Genomic DNA, 24,203 nt, shown 5'->3' with positions numbered 1-24,203 from the left:
CAGCGCGCAATCGCCCAGGCGCAGACCGAGGTCGACGGAGCGCAACGCGCGCTGGTCGATCTCACCACCAAACAGGCAACGCTGAAGGACTCCACGGAACGCCTCGCCGCCGATCTGACAGAAGCCAATACGGCACTGCAGGCAGCAACCGAGGCGCATGCCGCTCTGGCCGATGACGCCGAGGCGGCTGCAACAGCGGCGCGCGCGCAGGAAACGCTGACCACTCTACGGCGCGATGCCGAACAGGCGCGGCTGCGGCTCGGAAACTTCGAGACTGCATCGCGCATGCGGGCGTCGCGCATCACCCAGATTACCAATGATCTCGCCAGCTGGCAGCGGCGGCGCGACAGCGCGGCGGCCCAGCTCGATATGCTGCAGGCGCGCGCGCGGGAAGTCGCTGCGCAGATGGAGACGCTGGCAGCCGCCCCGGATGCTCTTGGCGAACGGCGCGCCGAGCTCGATGCGCAAATCGCAGCAGCACGGAAGGCCCATGAGGCCACCACCGACGAACTCAGCCAGGGCGAAGCCCGGCAGCGCGAGGCCGACAAGGCACAGCGGCTGGCCGCCGAGGGCCTCGCCGGTCTGCGCGCCGAAGCCGCCCGAATCGAAGAGCGCATCAAGGGCCTTCAGGCGCAGCGCGGCCAGATCGAGCGCCAGGTGATCGAAACGCTGAACGTCGAGGCCCGGACAACCGCGCAGGTCGCCGGCTTGCGCCCCGAGCAGGCGCTGCCGGAAGAACAGCAGGTGGAAAGCCGGCTCGACCGGCTGAAAACCGAGCGCGAGCGCCTCGGCGGGGTCAACCTCGGAGCCGAAAAGGAAGCGGAGGAAGTCCGCGAAAAGCTTGATGAGATGGTCACCGATCGCGACGATCTGATTGCCGCCATCGCCAAGTTGCGCGCCGGGATCCAGAGCCTTAACCGCGAGGGCCGGACCCGGCTCAACGAGGCGTTCGAGAAGGTCAACGCTCACTTTCAGACGCTTTTCACCTCACTTTTCGGTGGCGGCACGGCAGAGCTGCAGTTCGTCGAAAGCGACGATCCGCTCCAGGCCGGGCTCGAAATCATTGCCCGGCCACCCGGCAAGAAACCCACCACCATGACGCTGCTCTCCGGTGGCGAGCAGGCGCTGACCGCGATGAGCCTGATATTTGCGGTGTTTCTGACCAATCCGGCACCGATCTGCGTGCTCGACGAGGTCGACGCCCCGCTCGACGATGCCAATGTGGAGCGCTTCTGCACCCTGCTCGATACGATGACCGAGCGGACCGAGACGCGCTTCCTCGTCATCACGCACAATCCCATCACCATGGCGCGCGTCGACCGGCTTTTCGGTGTTACAATGGCCGAACGCGGGGTCAGCCAACTGGTCTCCGTGGACCTCCGAGGCGCCGAGGAAGTGGTGCGGGCAGCCGTCTAGCGACAGGCGCCACACCGCCGCCATATGCATGACTCAATGTCACACCACCCGATGGAGGGTGAATATGATTGAATTTCAAATACTTAGCCAGCTCCGCTCAGCCTTGACACCCTTGGGGGCGGCCACTATGTTGCGCCCGACTTTCGGGGGCTTTCCATCACTTTGCCGCCCGGGCTTGCTAGGATTGGCGCCATGAACGACGAGCGCAAAACCGAGGCACCCGGCAGCAGTGGGCGGATGGGCGACCTGACCTCGGATCTTGCGGCCCGTATCGAACGGGCGCAGGGCAAGAGGCTGGCGGCGGCAGGCGAACATGGCGGCGCTGGAGACAAGAATTTATCCGGATGGGGTCGCGGCATGCGGCTCAGTTCGGAGTTCGTCGCGGCCATTATCGTGGGCGCGGGTATCGGCTACGTTCTCGACCTGTGGTTGAATACAACCCCATGGTTGATGTTGTTGATGCTGATGATGGGCTTTGCAGCGGGCGTACTCAATGTGATACGCGCAGCAGCACAGATGGATAAGGCGGATCAACCGCCAGCGGCCGCCACGGGCGTGCCAGACGACGAAGAAAAAGAATAATAGGCGCGAGCCTGAGGGACATAACGTTGGCCGATCCGAACAAAGTCGACCCGATTCACCAGTTCCAGATCACCGATATCGTCTCGTTTGGCGATGGCGGTCCTGCAATCACCAACTCGGCACTGTTCATGGTGCTGACGGTTGGCCTGATCGGCGCCTATCTGCTGCTGTCGACACAGCGCCGCAGCATCATCCCGAACCGGGCCCAGCTCGTATCCGAGATGATGTATGAATTCGTCTCCAAAATGGTGACCGATTCCGCCGGCGCGGAAGGCAAGAAATTCTTCCCCTTCGTCTTTTCGCTGTTCATGTTCGTGCTGGTCGCCAACATGTTCGGCATGGTGCCGTTCTTTTTCACGGTCACCAGCCACATCGTCGTCACCTTCGCGCTGGCGATGCTCGTGTTCATTGTGGTGATTGCCTACGGTTTTTACCGCAATGGCCCGCGGTTCCTGAAACTTTTCGTGCCGAGCGGCGTGCCTGGTTACATCCTGCCGCTGGTGGCGGTCATCGAGGTGATTTCGTTCCTGTCGCGGCCGATCTCGCTGTCGGTTCGACTGTTCGCCAACATTCTCGCAGGCCACATCACGCTGAAGGTCTTTGCCGGCTTCGTCGTCTCGATGGGCGGCCTGGGCTTTCTCGGCTGGCTCGGCGCACTGCTGCCGCTGGCGCTGACCGTCGGTATCACGGCCCTCGAATTCCTCGTCGCAGCTCTGCAGGCCTATGTGTTTGCGCTGCTGACGTCGATGTACATCAACGACGCGATCCACCCGTCGCACTGATTTCCCATCGCCGGCGGTCGAAGTGACCGTCCGGCTCCCAACCCGCAGCACGACGCTGCCAAGGAGACTGAACAATGGAAGCTGAAGCCGCTAAGTTTATCGGTGCAGGTCTGGCTTGTTTCGGCATGGCGGGCGCCGCCATTGGCGTGGCCAACATTTTCTCGAACTTTCTGTCCGGCGCGCTGCGCAACCCGGCTGCTGCTGCCGGTCAGTTCAGCAACCTGATCTTCGGTTTCGCTGTGACCGAAGCACTGGGCATCTTCTCGTTCCTCGTGGCACTCCTGCTGCTGTTCGTGGTCTGATTTCCGACCCGGCGGCTCTGGCCGCCGGACATGACTGCCAGGGTCCCGGAATGTTCCGGGGCCGAAGCGGCCGCAAAGGGTAACTAGATGGTGGGTTCGACCCAGGACATCATTGTGGTGGCGCAGGCTGAAACCGGCAATGCGCTGCAGGACGGGGTCGTGGAAGCGGCACCGGCCGCGGAGACTGGCGAAGACCACGCCGTCACCGTGGGTGAAGAGCATGGCGTCGGCGAAACGCATGCCGGCACCGAGGCCCATTCAGAGGCCTTCCCGCCCTTCGATCCAACCTATTTCTCGGGTCAGCTGATCTGGCTGGCGATCACGTTCGCAGCACTATACGTGCTGATGAGCCGCGTTGCCCTGCCCCGGATCGGCTCCATTCTCGATACGCGGCGTACGCGGATCGAGGGCGACCTCAAGGAGGCCGAGCGCCTCCGCATGGAAACCGAGCGAGCCGCTGCCGAATACGACGCGGCTCTGGCCGAGGCGCGTTCCAATGCGCACAGGATTGCCGAAGAGACCCGCACCAGCATCAAGCTCGACATCGAAAACCGTCGTGCTGATGTGGAGGCCGGTCTTGCTGCGAAGGTGACGGAAGCGGAAGCCCGCATCGCCGACACCAAGCAGGCGGCAATGGCCAATGTCGGCGACATCGCCGCTGAGACTGCCCAGGCGCTCGTTGCCAGGATCTCGGGCAATGTCACCGCCAAGCAGGCCAAGGACGCCGTGACTGCGGCGAGCAAGGAGCAAGGCTGATGTGGAGCTTCGGGTTCGACGCCACCACTGGCGCCACCATCTGGGCCACCATCGCCCTGGTCATCTTCATTGGCATTGCGCTTTATCTTGGCATTCACAAGACTGTCGCCAAGATGCTCGATGCCCGCATCAAGGCGATCGAGACCGAATTGGCCGATGCTGAGGCCCTGCGCAAGGAAGCCAAGGCGCTGCTCGAGGATTACGCCCGCCGGCGTGACGAGGCCGAGAACGAAGCCAAGGAAATCGTTACGGCTGCCCGTGAAGATGCCTTCCGGCTGACCGCCGAGGCCAAGGAAGCGCTGGAAGCGATGGTGACCCGTCGCGAGAAGGCCGTGTCCGAGAAAATCGCCCAGGCCGAAGCTCAGGCGATTGCCGAGGTCCGCGCCCAGTCTGCCGATCTTGCGGTCGAAGCGGCCCGCCTGCTGCTCACCAAGCAGATGGCCGACAATGGCGATGTCATGCTCGACCAGGCTATCAAGGACGTCGCCGCCCGGCTCAACTGAAGCCTTTGACGACCTCTTGGAATTGACGAAGGCGGGCTCAGGCCCGCCTTTTTCTTTGGGCGCTGCAAGGAGTATCCATGCCCGCTACACTGTTCAGACAGGCCCGCCCCGAGGATGCCTCCGCCATCGGAACGCTGGTCCGCGCAGCCTATCAGAAATGGGTGCCCATCCTCGGCCGCGAACCGCGGCCAATGCTGGTCGACTACGACGCGGTGCTAAGAGTTCACCGCTTCGATCTGCTTGAGGCGGAGGGCAAGGTGATCGGGCTCATCGAGACCGAATCCCGAGTTGACCATTTCTGGCTCGAAAACATCGCCGTCCTGCCCTCTGCTCAGGGCCGCGGCATCGGCCGGGACCTGCTGGCACATGCAGAAAGCTTGGCCCGGGACGCCGGCCACCACCAGGTCCGCCTGTTGACCAACGGCAAGATGGCCGCCAACCGCCAGCTCTATGCCGCGGTCGGCTACACAGAGGACGTGGAAGAGCCATTCATGGATGGCACCGTCGTTTATCTCAGCAAGACGCTAAAACGCCTTGAGACCAGCCACCATCCTGCTCGACCAAGCCTCGACTAGCTGACGCGACCCGTCAGTTTCGGCCAGAAAAAGCCGCTCCGCTGACGATAGGCCGCGTAGTCTTCGGCCATGGGCGTGTTCGAGAACTTTCGCTCCTCGCCAAGTGCCGCCATCACATAGATGGTGAGGATGATCGGCAGCGGCAGGATGGCCCAGGGTGACCACGTGGTAATCGCCCAGCCGGCCCAGAAGATCAGATAAGAGGTGTAAAAGGGGTGGCGCAGGTAGGCGTAGGGGCCACCCGTCACCAGCCCGTGCGGGTTTTCCTTGTCGAAGGCCATCTTCAGGCGGGCTGCGCGCGATGCTCTGATGGCCCACCAGAACAGGGCCATACCGGCGACCTCGATCAAAAGGCCAACGATCTGTGGCACCGTATGCTGCTCGCCGAACCACAACAGCAGCAGATAGAGCAAGCTGGTCGCGGTCACCACCAGTGAGATCACGACGGTGCCTGTCGGCATCTTTTCAGACGCAAAATGCGTGCGCAGCGATACCGCGTACTGAACAACGACGGCAATGCTGAAAACGGAAATAGCCAAGTCCAATACGAAATTCACCAATGTCTCCCAGCCGGTCATAAACCAAAGCTTAAGCATGTTTTGCGGTTTCGCCTATAGCAGTATTCCTCCTAATTTTTGGCGGGCATTCGACCGCGTCACTTATCGCTTTATTTACCGCCACTCTTGACGTCACCGTAGGACAATTGATGCACGGTGCCTACAAATGGAGCACCGCGCGCAGCTATGCCGAGCTTTGACTGCACCGTACATACGCCGATGGGCAATATCCGGCTGAGCGAGAGCTGTAGCACCGGCGCGCCCTTGGTATTGATTCACGGCTCTGGATATTCACGCAAGGTTTTTGCCCGACAGTTCGACAGCCCGCTGGCGGATCGGCACCGGCTGATTGCCCTCGATCTACCCGGTCATGGCGAGTCACAGGATGCAGTGGCCGCGGAGGACTATCAGTTGCCTCAGATGGCCCGGGCGGTCGAAATGGTGCTGGATGCACGCGATGTCGAACAGGCCGTCGTCTTCGGCTGGTCGCTGGGTGGTCACATCGCCATCGAAATGCTCGCCAGCGACCAGCGTGTTTCCGGCGTGATGCTCACCGGCGCACCGCCCGTCGCTCCCGGCCCGCTCGGCATGCTACGTGGATTTCAGGCGACCTGGGACCTTCTGCTCGCGACCAAAGAGTTTTTTTCCCGCCGTGACGCGGAGCGCTTCTTGGAGCTGTGTTTCCACGGTGCCGGCAATCCGGCATTTCTGGATGATATCCTGCGTACCGACGGGCGGGTACGCACCGGCGTCTCGCGCAGCCTTATGCAGGCCATCGGCGCCGACCAGCTCGCAACGGTTGTCAGTGCCGAGGTGCCTATTGCCATGGTGAATGGCGAGAACGATTCTGTTGCGCGACTCGGCTACATCGCTGGCCTCGCCTACGGCAGTCTGTGGCGAAATGTCTGCCACATCATACCCAACGCGGGCCATGCGCCGTTCTGGGATCAGGCCGATACCTTCAACCGTCTTCTGAGTCAGTTCGCCGCCGATTGTGCAGACCGGCAGCGGCATTTGCCACTGCCGCTCGCCAAGTCTGCCTGAGCCCTACTCGGCTGCCTGCGGCAGATCTGTCGGCGGCTCCCATCTGAGGATCGGCGCGCGGGCCGCCCGCGTCTCATCCAGACGCCGACGTGGCGCGTTCATCGGGGCCGCGGTGAAGCGCTGGCTGTCACCGGATTTGGCCGCTCGCGCCAGCTCCAGCATCACGTCACAGAAATGGTCCAGCGTCTGTTTGCTTTCCGATTCGGTCGGCTCGATCAGCATGGCGCCATGGACCACCAGCGGGAAATACATGGTCATCGGGTGGAAGCCCTCGTCAATCATCGCCTTGGCGAAATCCAGCGTCGTGACGCCGGTGCCATCGAGGAAGCTGTCATCAAACAGCGCTTCATGCATGCAGGGCTGACCGCTGAACGGGGCGGAGAACTCGGTCTCGAGCCGCGCCTTGACGTAATTGGCGTTCAGCACGGCGTCCTTGGCCGCCTGGGCAAGTCCGTCGCCGCCATGGCTCAGCATATAGGTCAGCGCCCGCACATACATGCCCATCTGGCCGTGGAAGGCCGTGACGCGGCCCAGGTGCTGGTCTTCGACATGCTCGATCAGTTCGCCCTTGCGGACGAAGGGGATCGGCGCGAAGGGCGCCAGCGCCTCTGACAGGACAACCGGCCCCGCACCCGGCCCACCGCCGCCATGCGGCGTCGAGAAGGTCTTGTGCAGGTTGATATGCATAGCGTCGATGCCGAGGTCGCCCGGCCGCACCACGCCCATGATGGCGTTGAAGTTGGCGCCGTCGCAGTAAAAGAAGGCGCCGGCCTCATGCACGGCGGCGGCAATCTCGATCACGTCGGGCTCGAACAGCCCGCAGGTGTTTGGGTTGGTCAGCATGATCGCCGCGACATCGGGGCCCAGTGCCGCCTTCACCGCCACGACATCCACGGTGCCATCCTGGCGGGCCGGAATGGAACGCACGGAGTAGCCTAGGAAGGCCGCCGTCGCCGGGTTGGTGCCATGGGCGCTTTCGGGCACCAGCACAATCGAGCGGTGCCCTTCGCCCTTGGCCTGCTGCGCGGCGCGGATGGCCATCATGCCGACCATCTCGCCATGGGCACCTGCCTTGGGGGACATGCAGACGGCGGAAGTATTTGTCAGCGTCATCAGCCAATGGGCCAGTTGGTCCATCAGCTGCAGCGCGCCCTGCACGGTCGAGGTGGGCTGCAGCGGATGGATGTCAGCGAAGCCCGGCAGGCGCGCCATCTTTTCATTCAGCCGCGGGTTGTGCTTCATCGTGCACGAGCCGAGCGGGTACATGCCGCTGTCGATCGAATAGTTCAGGCGGCTCAGCCGCACATAGTGGCGCATGGCCTCTGGTTCGGTCAGACCGGCGAGGCCGATCTCGCTTTGCCGTGTGAACCCGCCGAGGAAACGCTCATCGATCTCGATATCGGGCTCCGGCAGGTCGACGCCGGAATGCTCGGTGTCGCCGATCTCGAACAGCAGCGGTTCATCGGGCAGCAAGGCCGAGCCCGAGGAGGTCACGCCGGCGGTGCCTACACCGGTGGGCCGGCCCTGGGTGTTCATGCTCATTGGGCATCCTCCTGCAGCGCTGCGGTCAGGCAGTCAGCCAGCATCTCGATATCGGTATTGGTGGTCAGCTCGGTCGCTGCGAGGACGATCAGGTTGGCACAGGCCGGATTGTCCGGCTCGAGCCGGCTGACCGGCACGCCGGCCAGCACGCCGGCCTGTGCCAGCATCTCGACCACGGGCGCGGCGGGCACCGGCAAGCGGATGGTCATCTCGTTGAAGAAGCTGGTGTTGAGAAGTTCGACGCCCGGCACCGTGCCCAGCATGCGGGCCAGCTTGACGGCATTGGCATGGTTGAGCCGCGCCAGCTTCTTCAGCCCGGCCTCGCCCAGCAGCGACATATGGATCGAGAACGCCAGGGCGCAGAGCCCGGCATTGGTGCAGATGTTCGAAGTCGCCTTCTCGCGGCGGATGTGCTGCTCGCGGGTCGACAGCGTCAACACGAAACCGCGGTTGCCATCGGCATCCACTGTCTCGCCGCAGAGCCGCCCCGGCATCTGGCGCACGAACTTCTGCCGCGTCGCCATCAGGCCGACATAGGGCCCACCAAAGTTCAGCGCATTGCCGATCGACTGGCCTTCGCACACGACGATATCGGCGCCCAGCGCACCGGGCGCCTCAAGCAGGCCGAGCGACACCACTTCGGTCACGACCACGATCACCAGCGCGCCAGCTGCATGGGCCGCTTCGGCGGCCTTTTTCACGTCGCGCAGGTGGCCGTAGAAATCCGGGGTCTGGATGACGATCGCGGCCGTCTGGTCGTCGATCCGGTCGAGGATATCGCCCTGCCCTTCCGGCGAGGCACTCAGGCACTCGAGCTCCTCACCATGCCCGACATAGGTGCGCACCACGTCGCGATAATGCGGATGCAGGCCACCGGACAGGATGATGCGATTGCGCCGCGTCAGTCGCCGCGCCATCAGCACCGCCTCGGCGGTCGCCGTGGAGCCGTCGTACATCGACGCATTGGCGACCTCCATGCCCGTCAGCTGCGCCACCTGGGTCTGGAACTCGAACAGCATCTGGAGCGTCCCCTGCGAGACCTCCGGCTGATAGGGCGTATAGGCCGTCAGCCATTCCGAGCGCTGGATCAGGTGATCGACCGTTGCCGGAACGTGATGCCGATAGGCGCCGGCTCCGATGAAAAATGGCCCCTCACCCGCCGCATGACTGTTGGCAGCGAGCGCCTGCATGTGTCTTTCGACCAGAAATTCCGGGCTGTGCGGCGGCAGATCGACCGGCTCGCTCAGCAGCGCCGTGGCGGGCACCTTTGCAAACAGCTCTTCAGCCGACTTGGCGCCGATCACGGCCAGCATGTCGGCCCGCTCGGCGTCGGAATGGGGGATATATCTCATCTAACAGGCCTTCATGAAGCGCATGGGCGTGGGGGACGTAGCGCGACCGGCGTCAGCTGCTGATTGCCGCGTAGCCCGCCTCGTCCAGCAGGTCATCCAGCTGCGACGCATCATCGAGCTCGAGCTTGAAGATCCAGCCGTCACCGTCGGGGGCGGTATTGATCAGTCCCGGCTCGCCGCCGAGCGCCTCATTGACCGCAACCACTGTGCCGGAAGCCGGCGCATAGATTTCGGACGCGGCCTTCACCGATTCGACCACTGCAGCTTCGTCGCCCTGGTTCAGCTTCTGGCCGACACTGGGCAGTTCGACGAAGACGATATCGCCCAGTTGCTCTTGTGCATAGGCAGTGATGCCGACGGTGCCATCGGGGCGGATATACTCGTGGTCCTTGGTGTATTTCGTCATTTCGGGGCTTTCCGGACGTAGCGGTGGGGAACGAAGGGGGTGGGAACGACATGCGCGATCTGGGTGCGACCGCGCACCTCGACCTGCAACTGGGTGCCGGGCGCGGCGTGGTCCGGCGGCACGAAACCAAGGGCGATGGCGCGGCCCAGCGTCGGCGAAAAGCCGCCCGAAGTAACGGTACCGATGGCCGTGCCGTCGGCATCGAGAATTGGGGCGCCCTCGCGCGCCGGAGCGCCGTCGACGGTCAGGCCGACACGGATGCGGGTTGGCCCGTCCTCGCGCTCCTTGAGAATGCGGGACGCGCCCGGGAAATCGGCAGCCTCGCGGCGGCGCTTCGAAACGGCAAAGTTTAGCCCGGCCTCGATCGGCGAGACGGTCTCGTCGAGATCGTGCCCATAGAGTGGCAGGCCGGCCTCGAGCCGCAGGCTGTCGCGGGCGCCAAGCCCGATCGGCTTGACGCGCTCGTCGGCGAGCAGGGTTTCGACCAGTTCCGCGACGCGTCCGGGCGAGCACAGAATCTCGAAGCCATCTTCGCCGGTATAGCCGGAGCGCGAAACGATCAGTTCCTCTCCACGCCAATCGAAGGGCCCGTATTGCATGAAGCCCAGCGCGGCCACACCGGGCACGAGGCCAGCGAAAACATCCACCGCTTCGGGCCCCTGCAGGGCCAGCAGCGCGTTGTCGTCGACACGCTGCAGCGTCGCCTTGCCGGCGGCGGCCTCGGCGATCCGGGCAAAATCATTGTCCTTGGTGCCGGCGTTGACGACGAGATAGAGCGCCCCGGCATAGCCCGGCGAACGGGCGACCATCAGGTCGTCCAGCGTCCCGCCGGTCTCGTTCAGCAGCAGCGTGTAGCGGATCTGGCCAGGCTGCAGACCGGCAATATCCCCGCAGATCAGCGGCTCGATGATGGCGGCGATCGCCGCGTGGTCCACCTCGGCATCGCCGCTCACGCTGTCGAGCGTCAGGAAAGCCGGGCCCATGTGGCTGACGTCAAACAGCCCGGCGTGCTCGCGGGTCCATTTGTGTTCGGCGATGATCCCGGTCGGATATTGCACCGGCAGGCTGTAGCCCGAGAACGGCACCATGCGCCCGCCCAGGGCAACATGCTGGTCATTCAGCGGAACGGTCTTGAGCGTCTCGTCGGTCATCGGTCACCCGCGGGTCGTGGCATCGCATGCGTCGGCAATGCCGCCGACGCGTCGGTGCCCCCTCTGTCCGCTAACCTGAGAGATTTCCCTACCGCCTATGGGCAGGTTGCTCCTTCGGTGGGGCGAATTCGCCCGCTTTCCAGAGTGACGTAGAACTGCGGTCCTTTGGCCTGAGAGTTTCCGGGGCGGTTGCTCCTTCGGCGCCGGCTGGGCTTGCGAACGTCACCGTCCTAAGACGGCCCCAGCGCGGACTCTCCCGCAGTCGAATTCGAGCTAGCCGTGTTTTTCGAAAAGAGTCAATCGGCTGCTCTTGCATGGCCCCTATGGTTCAGCCGTCGAAGCCGACCCAGATGACGATGTTCTCGCCGCCGGTATAGGGAATACCGACGTTCTCCACGACCTTGACGAAGTCGTTCGACTGCGCTGGCGGGGTGATCGAAACCGGGATTTCGTATTTCTGGCTGAACAAGGCGACATCGTCGCGCTCGACCACGAAGCGCACCGGTACGGTCACATTGGTCTGGTTGCCGGCAGGGCCGAGCAGAACGCGACCGGTCACGCCCATCTTCACGGTGATGAGCCCGTTGGACACCACGCAATTGCGCGATTCCTGATCGATCACCGCCTGGTAGTTGAGGTCGCGCGCATTGCCCTTGCGGCCGTTGCCGTAGTTGAACAGCGCCTGCGCGCCCTGGCGCACCTTGATCGGCGGGCATTCGGTGGCGATGGCCGGCAGCGCATTGACGGCGCTGAGCTCAGCCTGCGTCGGGCTCGCCGTCGACAGCGTCGAGTCGGCAGGCCCCGGTGCAAACATATTGCCCATCGAACAGGCAGACAGCCCGACCGCCAGTGTCGCCGAAGCTGCAACCTTTAGCGCAGCAAGTTGAATCCGCATTCCCAATTCCCCCTTAGGCCGTCGCCTGTGACGCTTCCAGCGCCATCAGGATCGCGGGTGCGCCACTTACCGTCACCCCGGCCTCATCCTGTACAAACAGATCCCGAACCTTGCCCTGTTCGATGATCATGGCAAAACGCACGAAGCGTTTGCCCATGCCCGGGATGTGCGTCGACAGCCCGAGCGCTTCTGCGAGAGCAGCCTCGCCATCCGCGAGAAATTCGACCTTTCCGAGTGCGTCCGAACGCTCGGCCCAGGCCTTCATCACGTGATGATCATTTACCGACCCGCAGATGATCCGATCAACGCCAAAAGCCTTGAACTTACCGATATTCGCGACGAATCCGGGAAGGTGGTTCGTATCGCAGGTCGGCGTGAACGCCCCGGGCAGGCCGAAAAACACAACACGTCCACCGCCCAGCGCAACATCCGAGGTGACCGCGCTGGTCCCCGTCTCATCGACAAGCCGGACCGGGACGGAAGGAATGCTCTCGCCGGAATGAATCATATGTAATCTGTCCAGTATTCGCCCAAAAACGCCGCCTCGCGGCGCCGGGACCATAGATTACCGCTCTGCCGCCGTCGACCCGCCCAGGGCGATGTCAGACCATGTGGAAAACGGCCCCTCATCGGTCATGAAGGTGAGCCGGACCGCGGTTTCGGTCAGCCCATCTCCACCCAATAGCGGGATCAGAACTAGGTTTGTATCCCGGCTTTTTTGCGGCGCGCCGAAGAGCTGCCCGTCGATCCCGACGTCGGCAATGATCGACACCGGATCGATGCCGGGCGCCACCTCTTCGATCACCAGCACCTCGTCAGCGGCATCATAGCGCACGCCGCCAACGGCCGGCTCCGCGTCAGACCACTCGAGCGGCACCTCCGCCAGTGCCTGGGCCATGCGCAGATCCTGCCCCGGGGCACTGTCGCCGCGCTTGAGCGGCATGGTGAAGCTGGCCGACACGGGAATGCACACATCGGAACAGACGCCCATCATCAGCTTTGCGTCGACCGTGGCCGCCCCACCCGACAGCGTTACGGCCACCGGCACCACCGTGTGCCCATAATAGGCGTAGTCGGTCAGCCCCTCCTGGTTGTCGATAAGCGGATAGGGCCAGAGCGTCTCATGCAAAGTGATTCCTGAGGATCGCGACAGATCGATTTCGGTCGGCACGCCCGTCTCGCCCGGCACATGCCAGTAGATCTTGGTGGATTGCGGCATGTCGACTTCGAGCCCGATCAACAGGCGTCCGTCCGGCTGTGGCGTCCCACTACCGATCAGACGCACCTGGACGCCGGGCGCGACCTCCTGCCAGGCTGTCTCGACAGCAAGTGCAGGGCTGGATGCCATGCCAACAAGCGCCGAGACCAGAATGAGAAAAGAGCGGATTGTCTGCATGCAAAGTGCTTAGCGAAGGCACCAGAGGATGAAAAGCGGCTCGTCATATCGTGATGCGGGCTGGCGGGCACGCCGCTGGAAGACTAGATTGGGATCTTTCCACCCTGCGCCAAGTTGTTTGCCAGGGTGCGCCGGAGGACCTGCCATGGAGTCGCTCAAAGGCCAGTTTCTTGTTGCCATGCCCAGCATGGGCGATGACCGCTTTCGCGAGACCGTCATCTACATGGTAGGCCATGGCGACGAAGGGGCCATGGGTCTGGTGGTCAACCGGAGCCTTGAGGACATGCGCTTTGCCGATATCCTCGAAGAACTGAAGCTCGGCGAGACGGAAGAGCTGATCCATCTGTCCGACACGATCAAGAACCGGCAGGTTCTGCGTGGCGGGCCCGTGCAGAAGGGTCGCGGCTTCGTCCTGCACTCCGCCGATTACTTCAAGGCCGGCAATTCCTACGTCGTCACTGACGACATCTGCCTGACCGCCACGCTCGACGTGCTCAAGGCCATCGCCTTTGACGACGAGCCCAGCGAGGCGCTTTTTGCTTTGGGATATTGCGGCTGGAGCCCGGGGCAACTGGAAACCGAACTGGCCGGCAATGGCTGGCTCACCGTGCCCTCGTCGCGCGACCTGCTGTTCGACATGCCCATCGAAGCCCGCTACGAGGCGGCCCTTGGCCAACTCGGCATCACCCGCGCCAGCCTCAGCACGACGTCGGGCACGGCCTGAGCGCAGGCCCTCAACCCGCCGCGCCGTCTGGAGGATGCTGATATCGCCATCACCGTCGCCGCGGCCTGGGCGGCCGTCAGTGCCGAGGGCGTCTAACCCTACCGCCCGGTGAACTGCGAGGCGAGGCGCTTGCCCAGTTCAGGGCCGCTCATCGCAGCGCCGAAAGCGAAGCCCTGCGCATACTGACAATTGAGTTGCTGCAGCCGCTCCACCTCATCGATGGTTTCGACACCCTCGGCGACCACAGACATGTCGAGTTCGCTCGCCAGCGTCACGATCGAGCGGATGATCGGCACCTGGGTGTGCGAAATCCCGCTCTCGTCACTCAACTGCACGAAAGGCGCCGGGATCTTGATTGTGTCGAAGGGGAAGCGATGCAGATAGCTCAGTGAAGAATTGCCGGTGCCGAAATCGTCGAGCGCCAGCCCCAGTCCGAGCGCACGCAACGCATGCAGGACGTAGGCCGAATGCTCGGGATTGCTCATCACCTGGCTTTCGGTCACCTCGAGCTTGAGGTGGCGTGCCAACTGGCGGTTGTCGGAAACGAGCGCTCGCATGTCGTTGAGCAGGGTTTCGGTCGCCAGCTGCGTCGGCGACAGATTGACCGAAACGAAGAACTCGTCGGGAAGCGCGAATTGCGAAGCCCACTCACGTGCCTGCCCGGCTGCCTGCTCGAAGGCAAGCCGCCCCAGCCGTTCCATCATGCCGCTACGCTCGGCCAGTGGCACGAACTCTTCCGGCGGCACGAGGCCACGCTGCGGGTGGTTCCAGCGCATCAGCGCCTCGCAGCCGGCAATGGTGCCGCTGTGAATGTCCATGATCGGCTGGAACTGCACGGCCAGCTCGCCTTGGCGCAGCCCGCGGTCGAGATCCTCTTCGCTGGCCTTGGAATAGGCAGCGATCGATCGCGCCGAAGCACGGAAGGCTTCGATCCGGTCGCCGCCGAGGCGCTTGGCGTAATACATCGCGAGTTCAGCATCGCGCAGCACTTCGGGCGCGGCGACAGGGTTACCGTCGAAGATGGTCACACCGATCGACGCCGTCAGGCTCAGGTCACGATCGCCGAAGTTGAACGGCGATTTCAGCGCCTTTCGGATCTGCTCGGCTGTCTCGGCAATTTTGCCGGCTGCCTGCTCCGACGCGAGAATCACACCGAACTGGTCACCGCCCAGCCGCGCCACCGTATCGAGGGGCCGCATGATCCGGGCGATGCGCCGCGAAATCGCCAGCAGCACCGAATCGGCCGCCGAATGCCCGACGCGTTCCTCGAGCTCCATGAAGCGGTCGATATCGATGAGAAACACCGCCGGCTTGTGTCCATTTGGCTGGCGCGAGCGCACTAGCGACCGTTCGAGCCGATCAAGGAACAATTGCTTGTTGGGCAGGCCGGTCAGGCTGTCATGCACGGCGTCGTGCAGCAGGCGCTGGCGGCTGGCGCGATCCTCAGTAACGTCCTGCAGCGTGCCGACGATACGGTTCACCTGACCGTCGCCACCCAACACCGGTTTCACCCGCATGCGGAAGGTGCGGTAGGTGCCATCATGCGCCGTCAGCCGGACATCGGCCGACACCTTGCCGCGGCGCAGTTCGACCAGCGTGTCGAAGGCGGTGCGGAAGCGATCGCGATCCTCGGCATGAACCCGATCGAGCCAGCGCTTGATCGAGCCGCGCAGGGCGCCGCGCCGTTCCCCGAGCCGGGTGCCGAGTTCATCGGACACCGCCACGCGATCACGCTCGATATTCCAGTCGAAAACGAAATCGCCCGAGCCGGTGAGCGCCAGCGCCCGGCGCTCCACTTCCGACAGCGTACCGATCGACACCTGCCCTTCGGAAAAGGCGTGCTGCACCGAGGTGAACCCGAGCAGCATGACGATGAGCACCAGGCCACCGGCCACTGCCGGCTGCGCCACGTCGTTCGAGACCTGACCGGTCACCACCATCCAGGCGTAGAACAGCCAGGCGATATAGATGATCCAGGTCGGCACCAGCAGCACGGCGCGGTCGTAGCCGCGCAGCGCCAGCAGCAGGATCAGGAAAAAACCGGTGAGGCCGAGCAGCGCCAGCACCAGACGCGCCACCGTGGCGGCGATCGAGGGCTGGAAGAAGGCAAAGCCGAACAGCATCAGGAATACGACCAGCAGCGCCAGCGCCAGATGAATGAAGCGCAGATGCCAGCGATGCAGGTTCAGATAGATGAAGAGGAACCCGAACAGGGTCGTGGCGATGCCCGCCTCGGCCGCCGCCCTGAAAGGCTGCACGGCGCCGTTGGAAATCCCCAGCAAAGGTCCTAGCACACCGAAATCGGTGAGCAGATAGGTCAGCACCGCCCAGGAAAAGGCCGCCGTTGCGGGGAAGATGCCCCTGCCCTTCACCACGAACATGATGGTGAGAAACACAGCCGCCAGCGCCGCAACGCCGAGCACCACGCCGCGGAACAGGGTGAAGGAGTTGACGTAGTCGCGATAGGCGTCGGGCCGCCACAGATAGAGTTCGGGCAGCGTGTCGCTGGCCAGTTCGGCGACGAAGGTCACCGTCGCACCGGGATCGATCACCACCTCGAAGACATCGGCCTCACGGTCGGTCAACCGTGTGGGGCGCAGGCCGGCGCTTGGCGTGAGGAATTTTATGCGTTCCGCACCGAGGTCCGGGCGGAAGACGCCCGAGCCCGGCAGCCGGAAGAATGGCGCCACGACGAGCCGTTCGATCTGCACGTCGGAATCATTGCGCAGCGCGAACAGCGCCCAGTTCGGATTGGTCCCGCCTTCCGAGGCCAGCACTTCGATGCGCCGGATGATGCCGTCTTCGCCCGGGGCCGTCGACAGCTGCACCTTGCCGTCCTCGCCAGGAACGACATCGACAACGCCCGTCATATTGACGGCGTTGACATTTTCCGGCGCGGTAATGACGTCGAAGGCGTGGGCGGACAGGGTCCCGGCCAGTGCGAACGCAATACACATCGCGAAGTGGAGGATGTGACGCATTAGCGTAAAATCATTCCTGCCGCGGTCATGAATAGGTAACCTGAGTAGCGGGGTTTCCGACATGGGACAAGCGCTAGTGCCCCGTCATACGCCGCGACGCGTCGTAGCGCTCGCGGGTCAGCGCAAACAGCACATGGTCGGCCCATCTGCCGTCGATCTGCAGATAGCGTTCGGCGTAGCCTTCTTCCTTGAATCCGTTTTTTTCAAGAACACGACGACTGGCCATGTTATCGGGCAAAAATGCCGCGTGGATACGGTTGAGGCCAAGTGACTCGAAGCAGAACGGTACGACCACACCTACCGCTTCGGTCATCATGCCGCTGCCGGCGAAGCGCTCGCCCATCCAGTAACCAAGATTGACGAATTGTGCCGCGCGGCGCCGCAGGTTCGACAAGGTAATGCCCCCCACTAGCTGTTCGCGCCCATCGATCGTTGTGAAAATGAAGAAGCTGTAGTCCGTCCCGGCCCTGGCTTCCTGGGCTGAACGACGGATGCGGCTCAGATAAAGCCGCCGATTCAGATCCATTTCGCTCCAGCGCGGCTCATAGGGCTTCAGGAAGTCCCGACTGGACCGTCGCAGCTCCTGCCAGGCAGGATAGTCCGATCGGCGAGGCGCGCGCAGCGTCAGAGTCTTGCCGGTCAGAACCGGTGTATCGTCACGGGAGAACCAGCCGAGCATCACGATCCTGCCGCTCCGTCAGCGCTCGAAACCTGTGGCCATAGGCTGAACGCCGGCTGGTGCGCGGCGCGTCACGATTTCATCTTGCTCGCAATATCGCGATAATCGGGCAGATGCGCCACTGGGCCGATACCGGCGAGCGACACTTTTCCCGCCTCAAATATCTGCCTGGCCACCTGCTTCACGCGATCGGCGGTGATGCGATTGATCCGCTCCACCGTTTCCTGCAACGCAATTGGGCGCCCCCAGAGTATCTGCTGCCGTGCCAGCTGGCCGGCGCGCGAGGATGGGCTTTCGAGCGACATCAGCAAGCCGGCGCGAATCTGGTTGCGGACGCGGATCACTTCTTCGTCGGTAATGGTCTCGGCTGCACGGCGCAACTCATCGACAATCACCGGGATCAGCTCATTCACTTCATTCTCGCCAGTGGAGGCGGCGACGCCAAAAATCCCCGAGTCGGCAAAGGCCCAGTGGAACGCATAGACCGAGTAGCACAGGCCGCGGCGTTCGCGGATTTCCTGGAACAGGCGCGAGCTCATACCGCCGCCGAGGATCGAAGCCAGAATCTGCACGGCGTAAAAGCCGTCCGAATTATAGGCCCGCCCCTCGAATCCCATGACGATATGGGCCTGCTCGTGATCCGATACGAGGCGCTGTTCACCCCCGACATAGGCAGCCATCTGCGGGTCCGGGGCGCCGGAGGCCTTCAGCTTGTGAAAGCGCTGGCTGGCGACATCGACCAGCTGGTCGTGATCGACATTGCCCGAGGCGCTCAGCACCATGCGGTCACCGACATAATTGCGGTCCAGATAGGCGCGGATCGAGTCCGGGCCGAAGCCGCGCACCGATTCCACCGATCCAAGGATGGTGCGTCCGATCGCCTGTTCGGGAAAGGCCGCCTGCTGGAACAGATCAAACACGTGGTCGTCGGGATTGTCGCGCGCCGCGCCGATCTCCTGCACGATCACCTGCTGCTCGCGCAGCAATTCGGTCTGGTCGAAAAGCGAGTTCTGCAGGATGTCCGACAGGATGTCGCCAGCGAGCTTCACGTCCTCCTTGAGCACCCGGGCGAAATAGCCGGTATGCTCGACCGAGGTCGCCGCGTTGAGATCACCGCCGACATTTTCGATCGCCGAGGCGATGTCCATCGCATTGCGGCTCGACGTGCCCTTGAACGCCATATGTTCGAGCATGTGCGAGATGCCGTGTTCGGCTTCCGTCTCGCTGCGGGAACCGGCCTTGACCCAGATGCCGAGCGACGCGCTCTCCAGATGCGGCATGTCGTCGGTGAGAACGGTCATGCCGTTGTCGAGCGTGGTACTCCGTACGGTCAAATCAGCTCCTCCTGCGCCCGCGTTCGGGCTGCGATGAAGCGTTGCACTTCACCATTGTCGTTGCCGAGCACGTCGTAGCGCTCTTGTCGATCGTAAAGGTCAGCCAACCACGACGGCAAGGCCGGTTCAATGCCCGAAGCCGCGGTGACGGCGGCCGGAAACTTGGCAGGATGTGCCGTACCGAGCGTAATGACCGGCGCCTGCTCGGGTGCCAACCGTTCAGCCACCGACACGGCGACAGCCGTATGCGGATCGAGCAGGTAGCCGGCGGTTTCGTGGATGCGCGCAATCGTTGCCGTGGTCTCAGGCTCGTCGGTACGCCCCGCGGCAAAGCCGGCGCGAATGTACTTCATCGCGGCCGCGGGAACTTCAAAGCCGCCCGACTGGCGCAGCCCCTGCAGCAGGCGCTCGACGCCGGCCCCGTCACGCTCCATGGCCTCAAACAACAGGCGCTCGAAATTGGAGGACACCTGAATGTCCATCGACGGGCTGATGGTCGGGGTGACGGTTCCCGTCTCGTACCGCCCGGTCTCGAGCGTGCGCGCCAGGATGTCGTTGGAATTGGTGGCAATCACCAGCTTTTCGATCGGCAGGCCCATCTGGCGGGCGCAATAGCCGGCGAAGATGTCGCCGAAATTGCCCGTCGGCACCACGAAGCTGACCTTGCGCAGCGGCGCGCCCAGCGACACCGCAGCGGTGAAGTAATAAACGATCTGGGCGACGATCCGGCCCCAGTTGATCGAGTTCACGCCGGACAGTCGCGTCTCGGTGCGAAATGCCGGATCGGCAAACATCTGCTTCACGATCGCCTGGCAATCGTCGAACGTGCCTTCAATCGCGATATTGTGGACATTGTCGTCCAGAACCGTCGTCATCTGCCGGCGCTGCACCTCCGAGGTGCGCCCCTTCGGATGCAGGATGAAGATGTCGATGTTGTCGCGGCCACGGAAGGCCTCGATGGCGGCCGACCCGGTGTCGCCAGAAGTCGCGCCGACGATGGTGGCGCGCGCCTTGCGCTCGGTGAGGATGTGATCCATCACCCGCGCCAGCAGCTGCATGGCCACGTCCTTGAAGGCTAGGGTGGGCCCGTGGAATAGTTCCAGCACGAAATGGCCCGGCGCCAGTTCGACAAGCGGCGCCACGGAGGGATGCCGGAAACCGGCATAGGCGGCATCGATGATGTCACGTAGTGCCGCATCGTCGATCTCTCCATCGACGAAACGCGAGATGATCTCGAATGCCACCTCGGCATAGGGGCGCCCGGCGAAACCCGCGATCTCTTCGGGTGTCAGCTGCGGCCAGCTGACCGGCAGATAGAGTCCACCGTCATCTGCCAGACCGGCCAGAATGGCGTCGGAAAACCCAAGCACGGCTGCGCGGCCGCGCGTCGATTGGAACTGCATTGCGGGGGGTGCCCCATTTTCTTATGCGCATGCGTCGCATGCTGTCGGGATTGGCGCACCCTAGTGAAAGGGCCCCGCCTATTCAAGATTCATGCAGCAGAGCGCTGCCGGTGGAACCAGAACCACAAAAGGATCGGAACAAGAATAGCAAAACCGAACCAGGTGATCGCATAGCCGAGATGATTATTTGGAAATTCCAGTCGCGTTTCGCCCCCTTGCGGCAGCGCCCCCTCGCCCCCCGCAGGCAGATCGATAAAGACGGGCGCGATGGGACGCGGTGCATCCGGCGCGAGGCCAGCCAAGCGCTGTGGATCACGGATCCAGTCGATCCGCCTGGCCCCATCCATCCCCGGCGTAAAGGCGCTGGGCCGTTCGGCCTCACGCACGACGCCGCGGACTGTCACCGGCCCTGTCGGCAGCGGACCGCCGCCGGCAAAGGCCGAACCCGAAGCCTGCGGCACGAAGCCCTGATTGACGAAGACCGTACCGCCACCACTGAGTGCCAGGGGCGTCATGACCCAATAGCCGGGCCCCGAATAGGGGCCGCGCGCCTCGCCCAGACTGGTAAACACCAGCACCGTACCGTCGGGCAGCCAGGTGCCCGAGGCATTTACGGTGCGATAGATATAGGGCTCGGGATCGAACCCGGCCCATTCCGAGGATGGCGGCAGACCAATCGGCTGCAGATCCAGCCGCGATTCCACGGCCTCGATCAGCGCTTCCTTTTCGCCAAGCCGCGCGATCTGCCAGGTGCCGAGCGCGATAAAGATCGCCATCAGCACCAGCATGAACACGACAAAGGGCCAGTTGGCACGTGGGCGTGCCGCTTGAGCCGTCACCGGCGCATCATTCATCGAGGCGGCCTTCGCCGGAGTTGTTGTGGAACTGCAGCGCGACCATCAGCGCCTTGAGCGGCCGCATCAGGAGCAGCGACAGGATCACCGTTCCCGGCAACCAGAGCAGCAGGTGAACGAATGGTGCCGGATGGAACAATGCCTCGACCACGCCGGCCGCACCCACGATCACGAAGCCGACGATCAGGATGATGAACACTGCAGGGCCTTCGGTTTCCGCGGCCCAGGTGAGATCAAGACCGCAGCTCTCGCAGCGCTTCACCGTCTTGAGATAGCCGGAGAACAGCGGCCCCTCGCCGCAGCGGGGACAGCGACAGGCCAGGCCCGTGGCAAAGGCGGACGGCAGGTGCTCTGGGCGATCTGGTTGGCTCATGGGATGTGCCTTTGTCTGGGGCTGCCGGCAGCCCGAAATGCAAAGGGCGCGACCGTGGCCGCGCCCTCCCGAATTTTGGAGATTCCGTCGGGATCAGCCGTGATGGATCGGCACGCCCCAGCTGCCCCAGACATAGATCGAGGCAAACAGGAACAGCCAGACGACGTCCACGAAGTGCCAGTACCAGGCGGCGAACTCCATGCCGAGATGCGCCTTGGGGGTAAACTGGCCGGCCTGCGCGCGGGCCAGGCAGACGAGCAGGAAAATCGTGCCAACGAGCACGTGGAAGCCGTGGAAGCCCGTCGCCATGAAGAAGGTCGCGCCATACAGGTTCCCGGTGAAGGAGAAGCCGGCCGACGAGTACTCGATGAACTGCACGAAGGTGAACAGAATGCCCAGCGCAACGGTCAGTGCGAGACCGGCCTTGAGGCCCTTGCGGTCATTGTGCAGCAGCGCATGATGCGCCCAGGTCACCGTGGTGCCAGACGTCAGCAGGATCAGCGTGTTGAACAGCGGCAGGTGGAAAGGGTCGAAAAGCTCGACACCAATCGGCGGCCAATTGGTGCCCAGGGCGTCGATACGGGCGTATTGCTCGGGCGCAGCCTGGTTGAAGAAGCCGTCGAAATAGGCCCAGAACCACGCGACGAAAAACATCACTTCCGAGGCGATGAACAGGATCATGCCGTAGCGGTGATGCATCTGCACCACCGGGGTATGGTCGCCCTCCTCGGCTTCGTGAACGACGTCACTCCACCACGCATAGAACGTGTAGAAGATGCCCACGAAACCGATCAGCATCAGCCACACGGGCATGATGTCGTGGAACCACAGAATGGCGCCGACGGCAGTGATGAAGGCCGACACCGACCCGACGAAAGGCCAGGGGCTCGGATTTACGAGGTGGTAGTCGTGGTTTGGCTTGGCATGGGCTGCCATGTTCAGCTTCCCTGGGTTTGAGCGGCGTAGAACGTATAAGACAGGGTGATCGTCTTGATGGTGTCGAGATCCTGATCATCTGCGATATCGGGATCGACGAAGAATGTCACCGGCATTTGCACGGTTTCACCCGGCTGCAGCGTCTGCTCGGTAAAGCAGAAGCACTCGATCTTGTTGAAATAGATGCCCGTGGCTTCCGGCGTGACGTTGAAGATCGCCTGTCCGGTAACGGGCTTGTCGGTCAGATTGGTGGCGACGAAATTGATCGTTTCCACATTGCCGATCTTGTCGGTCACGGGCTTGGCCGGGGTTACGCGCCACGGCAGGCCGCTTTCGACATTGGAATCGAAGCGGACCGTCATATCGCGGGCGATGGCGCCCTTCGGGTTGCCGTCCGAAACCTGCGTTGTTCCGCCGAAACCGGTGACCTGGCAGAATATCTGGTAAAGCGGCACGGCAGCATAGGCGAGCGCAATCATTCCGAGGACCAGCCCGGCCAGGATCAGCGCAACGCGGTTGTTGTTGCTGTTGCCGTGCGGCAGGGTCGCGTCGCTCATCTCAGAGCACCCGGTCGAAAATGCCAGGGCCCATCTTGACGATCGTCAGCACGTAGAAAATGATCGCCAGGGCGCCGAGTGTCAGCGCGAGCGCGATGGAACGCTTGCGACGGCGCGCCAGTGCTTCGGGGCTCAGGGTCGTGTTGACGGGTTCACTCATCATAGCCATCCCAGCATGCGGACCACGTGATCCACCACCAGGGCGAGATAGACCACGAACAAATAGCTCAGCGAAAAGGTGAAGACGCGCCGTGCCGCGAGGCGCATGGCCTTGCTCTCCTGGGTGCGGAACAGCTTCCACGCCAGCCACAGGAAGGTCGCGCCGAGCACGCTCGCCACCACCGCATAGATCACCCCGGCAAAGCCGAGCAGCGCCGGTGCCAGGGTCGAGACGACCAGTGCCACGGAGTAGAGCACGATCTGCAGCTTGGTCGCCGGCTCGCCCGCCACGTTGGGCAGCATTGGCACTTTGGCGGCGCCGTAGTCGGCCTGCTTGTAGAGCGCCAGCGCCCAGAAATGCGGCGGGGTCCACAGGAAGATAATGAGGAACAGCACGCAGCTTTCGAGGCTGACCGATCCGGTCACCGCGGCCCACCCCACCATGGGCGGGAAGGCGCCGGCAGCGCCACCGATCACGATATTCTGCGGCGTGGAGCGCTTGAGCCAGACCGTATAGATCACGGCGTAAAAGAAGATGGTGAAAGCCAGCAGACCGGCAGCGACCCAGTTGGTCGCCAGCCCCAGAAGCCCCACCGAGAAGCTCGACAGCACGAGGCCAAGCACCAGGGCGTGATCGCGTTCGATCCGGCCCGCCGGGATCGGGCGGTTGGCCGTTCTGCTCATCACCCGGTCGATATCGGAATCGTACCACATGTTCAGCGCACCGGAGGCCCCTGCCCCGATGGCGATGCACAGGATGGCGATCAGACCGACCACCGGGTGGATGCCACCCGGTGCCAGCAGCAGCCCGACAAAGGCCGTGAAGACGACCAGAGACATCACACGCGGCTTGAGCAGGGCGACATAGTCACCCACCCGAGCCCCGTCCGCTAGCGCGGGGATGTTCTGACTGTCGTCAACATAGGCCAATAAGGTTGCCTTTC

The 24,203-nt window shown here is 63.3% G+C and carries 26 protein-coding genes, 1 pseudogene and 1 riboswitch; of the genes and pseudogenes, 9 read left to right on the top strand and 18 right to left on the bottom strand.

Annotation, left to right across the window (positions count from 1 at the left end; all coding sequences use genetic code 11):
* From ACN0TK_RS12350 to ACN0TK_RS12320, 7 genes and pseudogenes are all read left to right on the top strand, one after another.
* Positions 1-1,416: pseudogene (locus ACN0TK_RS12350) on the top strand (chromosome segregation protein SMC); the annotation flags it as partial.
* Positions 1,417-1,608: 192 nt separating this feature from the next.
* Positions 1,609-1,998 carry an AtpZ/AtpI family protein gene (locus ACN0TK_RS12345; RefSeq protein ID WP_417309808.1) on the top strand — a complete coding sequence of 130 codons (390 nt, stop codon included), beginning with the start codon at positions 1,609-1,611 and terminating at the stop codon, positions 1,996-1,998.
* A 20-nt stretch (positions 1,999-2,018) separates the two neighbouring features.
* Positions 2,019-2,780, top strand: coding sequence for a F0F1 ATP synthase subunit A (locus ACN0TK_RS12340; protein WP_417309811.1), 762 nt, complete (start codon positions 2,019-2,021; stop codon positions 2,778-2,780).
* A 74-nt stretch (positions 2,781-2,854) separates the two neighbouring features.
* Positions 2,855-3,082 (top strand): F0F1 ATP synthase subunit C, encoded by a 228-nt coding sequence (locus ACN0TK_RS12335; protein WP_417309807.1) that lies wholly within the window; start codon positions 2,855-2,857, stop codon positions 3,080-3,082.
* Positions 3,083-3,169: 87 nt separating this feature from the next.
* Positions 3,170-3,838, top strand: coding sequence for an ATP F0F1 synthase subunit B (locus ACN0TK_RS12330; RefSeq protein ID WP_417309806.1), 669 nt, complete (start codon positions 3,170-3,172; stop codon positions 3,836-3,838).
* Positions 3,838-4,341: an ATP F0F1 synthase subunit B gene (locus tag ACN0TK_RS12325; RefSeq protein WP_417309805.1), complete on the top strand. Its 504-nt coding sequence runs from the start codon at positions 3,838-3,840 to the stop codon at positions 4,339-4,341. The genes ACN0TK_RS12330 and ACN0TK_RS12325 overlap by 1 nt, the downstream gene beginning before the upstream one ends.
* 77 nt (positions 4,342-4,418) lie before the next feature.
* Complete coding sequence (locus tag ACN0TK_RS12320; RefSeq protein WP_417309804.1) at positions 4,419-4,916, top strand: GNAT family N-acetyltransferase; 498 nt, start codon at positions 4,419-4,421, stop codon at positions 4,914-4,916.
* Here the strand turns inward: ACN0TK_RS12320 and ACN0TK_RS12315 are convergent.
* Positions 4,913-5,473 carry a methyltransferase family protein gene (locus tag ACN0TK_RS12315; protein ID WP_417309803.1) on the bottom strand — a complete coding sequence of 187 codons (561 nt, stop codon included), beginning with the start codon at positions 5,471-5,473 and terminating at the stop codon, positions 4,913-4,915. The genes ACN0TK_RS12320 and ACN0TK_RS12315 overlap by 4 nt on opposite strands.
* A 186-nt stretch (positions 5,474-5,659) precedes the next feature.
* Here ACN0TK_RS12315 and ACN0TK_RS12310 point away from each other — a divergent pair, with 186 nt between their 5' ends.
* Complete coding sequence (locus tag ACN0TK_RS12310) at positions 5,660-6,517, top strand: alpha/beta fold hydrolase (protein ID WP_417309802.1); 858 nt, start codon at positions 5,660-5,662, stop codon at positions 6,515-6,517.
* 3 nt (positions 6,518-6,520) lie between these two features.
* On the opposite strand, the gene gcvPB is transcribed toward ACN0TK_RS12310, so the two are convergent.
* The 7 genes from gcvPB to ACN0TK_RS12275 all read right to left on the bottom strand — a co-directional run bounded on the left by gcvPB (position 6,521) and on the right by ACN0TK_RS12275 (position 13,259).
* Positions 6,521-8,059, bottom strand: a complete 1,539-nt coding sequence (gene gcvPB, locus ACN0TK_RS12305) for an aminomethyl-transferring glycine dehydrogenase subunit GcvPB (protein ID WP_417309801.1) — start codon at positions 8,057-8,059, stop codon at positions 6,521-6,523.
* Positions 8,056-9,411 carry an aminomethyl-transferring glycine dehydrogenase subunit GcvPA gene (gcvPA, locus tag ACN0TK_RS12300; protein WP_417309800.1) on the bottom strand — a complete coding sequence of 452 codons (1,356 nt, stop codon included), beginning with the start codon at positions 9,409-9,411 and terminating at the stop codon, positions 8,056-8,058. The genes gcvPB and gcvPA overlap by 4 nt, the downstream gene beginning before the upstream one ends.
* Positions 9,412-9,463: 52 nt before the next feature.
* Positions 9,464-9,817, bottom strand: coding sequence for a glycine cleavage system protein GcvH (gene gcvH / locus ACN0TK_RS12295; protein ID WP_417309799.1), 354 nt, complete (start codon positions 9,815-9,817; stop codon positions 9,464-9,466).
* A complete protein-coding gene (gene gcvT, locus ACN0TK_RS12290; RefSeq protein WP_417309798.1) occupies positions 9,814-10,968 on the bottom strand; it encodes a glycine cleavage system aminomethyltransferase GcvT in 1,155 nt (384 codons plus the stop codon). Before gcvT ends, gcvH begins: the two co-directional genes overlap by 4 nt.
* Before the next feature lie 53 nt (positions 10,969-11,021).
* Positions 11,022-11,121: riboswitch (glycine riboswitch) on the bottom strand.
* Between the two features lie 175 nt (positions 11,122-11,296).
* Positions 11,297-11,863, bottom strand: a complete 567-nt coding sequence (locus ACN0TK_RS12285) for a hypothetical protein (protein WP_417309797.1) — start codon at positions 11,861-11,863, stop codon at positions 11,297-11,299.
* 13 nt (positions 11,864-11,876) lie between these two features.
* A complete protein-coding gene (locus ACN0TK_RS12280; protein ID WP_417309796.1) occupies positions 11,877-12,371 on the bottom strand; it encodes a redoxin family protein in 495 nt (164 codons plus the stop codon).
* A gap of 57 nt (positions 12,372-12,428) precedes the next feature.
* Positions 12,429-13,259: a protein-disulfide reductase DsbD domain-containing protein gene (locus ACN0TK_RS12275; protein WP_417309795.1), complete on the bottom strand. Its 831-nt coding sequence runs from the start codon at positions 13,257-13,259 to the stop codon at positions 12,429-12,431.
* Between the two features lie 145 nt (positions 13,260-13,404).
* Between ACN0TK_RS12275 and ACN0TK_RS12270 the strand changes: the two genes are divergently transcribed.
* Positions 13,405-13,983: a YqgE/AlgH family protein gene (locus ACN0TK_RS12270; RefSeq protein WP_417309794.1), complete on the top strand. Its 579-nt coding sequence runs from the start codon at positions 13,405-13,407 to the stop codon at positions 13,981-13,983.
* Positions 13,984-14,081: 98 nt separating this feature from the next.
* Here ACN0TK_RS12270 and ACN0TK_RS12265 read toward each other — a convergent pair whose 3' ends face one another.
* From ACN0TK_RS12265 to ACN0TK_RS12220, 10 genes are all read right to left on the bottom strand, one after another.
* Positions 14,082-16,964 carry an EAL domain-containing protein gene (locus tag ACN0TK_RS12265; protein WP_417309793.1) on the bottom strand — a complete coding sequence of 961 codons (2,883 nt, stop codon included), beginning with the start codon at positions 16,962-16,964 and terminating at the stop codon, positions 14,082-14,084.
* A gap of 73 nt (positions 16,965-17,037) precedes the next feature.
* Positions 17,038-17,643 carry a GNAT family N-acetyltransferase gene (locus ACN0TK_RS12260; protein ID WP_417309792.1) on the bottom strand — a complete coding sequence of 202 codons (606 nt, stop codon included), beginning with the start codon at positions 17,641-17,643 and terminating at the stop codon, positions 17,038-17,040.
* A 71-nt stretch (positions 17,644-17,714) separates the two neighbouring features.
* Positions 17,715-18,977 (bottom strand): M16 family metallopeptidase, encoded by a 1,263-nt coding sequence (locus ACN0TK_RS12255; RefSeq protein ID WP_417309791.1) that lies wholly within the window; start codon positions 18,975-18,977, stop codon positions 17,715-17,717.
* A complete protein-coding gene (thrC, locus tag ACN0TK_RS12250; RefSeq protein ID WP_417309790.1) occupies positions 18,974-20,380 on the bottom strand; it encodes a threonine synthase in 1,407 nt (468 codons plus the stop codon). Before thrC ends, ACN0TK_RS12255 begins: the two co-directional genes overlap by 4 nt.
* An 89-nt stretch (positions 20,381-20,469) precedes the next feature.
* The gene (locus ACN0TK_RS12245; protein ID WP_417309789.1) at positions 20,470-21,234 is read right to left on the bottom strand and encodes an SURF1 family protein; all 765 of its coding nucleotides are present in this window, start codon (positions 21,232-21,234) and stop codon (positions 20,470-20,472) included.
* Complete coding sequence (locus tag ACN0TK_RS12240; protein WP_417309788.1) at positions 21,227-21,607, bottom strand: DUF983 domain-containing protein; 381 nt, start codon at positions 21,605-21,607, stop codon at positions 21,227-21,229. Before ACN0TK_RS12240 ends, ACN0TK_RS12245 begins: the two co-directional genes overlap by 8 nt.
* A gap of 93 nt (positions 21,608-21,700) precedes the next feature.
* On the bottom strand, positions 21,701-22,543 hold the full coding sequence (locus ACN0TK_RS12235) for a cytochrome c oxidase subunit 3 (protein WP_417309787.1): 843 nt from the start codon (positions 22,541-22,543) through the stop codon (positions 21,701-21,703).
* A 2-nt stretch (positions 22,544-22,545) separates the two neighbouring features.
* Positions 22,546-23,100 carry a cytochrome c oxidase assembly protein gene (locus tag ACN0TK_RS12230; protein WP_417309786.1) on the bottom strand — a complete coding sequence of 185 codons (555 nt, stop codon included), beginning with the start codon at positions 23,098-23,100 and terminating at the stop codon, positions 22,546-22,548.
* Between the two features lies 1 nt (position 23,101).
* Complete coding sequence (locus ACN0TK_RS12225) at positions 23,102-23,260, bottom strand: hypothetical protein (protein WP_417309813.1); 159 nt, start codon at positions 23,258-23,260, stop codon at positions 23,102-23,104.
* A complete protein-coding gene (locus tag ACN0TK_RS12220; protein WP_417309785.1) occupies positions 23,260-24,189 on the bottom strand; it encodes a heme o synthase in 930 nt (309 codons plus the stop codon). Before ACN0TK_RS12220 ends, ACN0TK_RS12225 begins: the two co-directional genes overlap by 1 nt.
* Positions 24,190-24,203: the final 14 nt, after the last annotated feature.

This window comes from Devosia sp. (assembly GCF_048261455.1).
Classification (GTDB): domain Bacteria; phylum Pseudomonadota; class Alphaproteobacteria; order Rhizobiales; family Devosiaceae; genus Devosia_A.
This window is presented reverse-complemented; position numbering and strand designations above follow the sequence as displayed.

Coding starts and splice junctions, on each gene's coding strand:
- ACN0TK_RS12345 (WP_417309808.1), top strand. CDS start 1,609: ATGAACGACGAGCGCAAAACCGAGGCACCCGGCAGCAGTGGGCGGATG.
- ACN0TK_RS12335 (WP_417309807.1), top strand. CDS start 2,855: ATGGAAGCTGAAGCCGCTAAGTTTATCGGTGCAGGTCTGGCTTGTTTC.
- ACN0TK_RS12330 (WP_417309806.1), top strand. CDS start 3,170: ATGGTGGGTTCGACCCAGGACATCATTGTGGTGGCGCAGGCTGAAACC.
- ACN0TK_RS12325 (WP_417309805.1), top strand. CDS start 3,838: ATGTGGAGCTTCGGGTTCGACGCCACCACTGGCGCCACCATCTGGGCC.
- ACN0TK_RS12320 (WP_417309804.1), top strand. CDS start 4,419: ATGCCCGCTACACTGTTCAGACAGGCCCGCCCCGAGGATGCCTCCGCC.
- ACN0TK_RS12310 (WP_417309802.1), top strand. CDS start 5,660: ATGCCGAGCTTTGACTGCACCGTACATACGCCGATGGGCAATATCCGG.
- gcvPB (WP_417309801.1), bottom strand. CDS start 8,059: ATGAGCATGAACACCCAGGGCCGGCCCACCGGTGTAGGCACCGCCGGC.
- gcvPA (WP_417309800.1), bottom strand. CDS start 9,411: ATGAGATATATCCCCCATTCCGACGCCGAGCGGGCCGACATGCTGGCC.
- gcvH (WP_417309799.1), bottom strand. CDS start 9,817: ATGACGAAATACACCAAGGACCACGAGTATATCCGCCCCGATGGCACC.
- gcvT (WP_417309798.1), bottom strand. CDS start 10,968: ATGACCGACGAGACGCTCAAGACCGTTCCGCTGAATGACCAGCATGTT.
- ACN0TK_RS12285 (WP_417309797.1), bottom strand. CDS start 11,863: ATGCGGATTCAACTTGCTGCGCTAAAGGTTGCAGCTTCGGCGACACTG.
- ACN0TK_RS12280 (WP_417309796.1), bottom strand. CDS start 12,371: ATGATTCATTCCGGCGAGAGCATTCCTTCCGTCCCGGTCCGGCTTGTC.
- ACN0TK_RS12275 (WP_417309795.1), bottom strand. CDS start 13,259: ATGCAGACAATCCGCTCTTTTCTCATTCTGGTCTCGGCGCTTGTTGGC.
- ACN0TK_RS12270 (WP_417309794.1), top strand. CDS start 13,405: ATGGAGTCGCTCAAAGGCCAGTTTCTTGTTGCCATGCCCAGCATGGGC.
- ACN0TK_RS12265 (WP_417309793.1), bottom strand. CDS start 16,964: ATGCGTCACATCCTCCACTTCGCGATGTGTATTGCGTTCGCACTGGCC.
- ACN0TK_RS12260 (WP_417309792.1), bottom strand. CDS start 17,643: ATGCTCGGCTGGTTCTCCCGTGACGATACACCGGTTCTGACCGGCAAG.
- thrC (WP_417309790.1), bottom strand. CDS start 20,380: ATGCAGTTCCAATCGACGCGCGGCCGCGCAGCCGTGCTTGGGTTTTCC.
- ACN0TK_RS12245 (WP_417309789.1), bottom strand. CDS start 21,234: ATGAATGATGCGCCGGTGACGGCTCAAGCGGCACGCCCACGTGCCAAC.
- ACN0TK_RS12240 (WP_417309788.1), bottom strand. CDS start 21,607: ATGAGCCAACCAGATCGCCCAGAGCACCTGCCGTCCGCCTTTGCCACG.
- ACN0TK_RS12235 (WP_417309787.1), bottom strand. CDS start 22,543: ATGGCAGCCCATGCCAAGCCAAACCACGACTACCACCTCGTAAATCCG.
- ACN0TK_RS12230 (WP_417309786.1), bottom strand. CDS start 23,100: ATGAGCGACGCGACCCTGCCGCACGGCAACAGCAACAACAACCGCGTT.
- ACN0TK_RS12225 (WP_417309813.1), bottom strand. CDS start 23,260: ATGAGTGAACCCGTCAACACGACCCTGAGCCCCGAAGCACTGGCGCGC.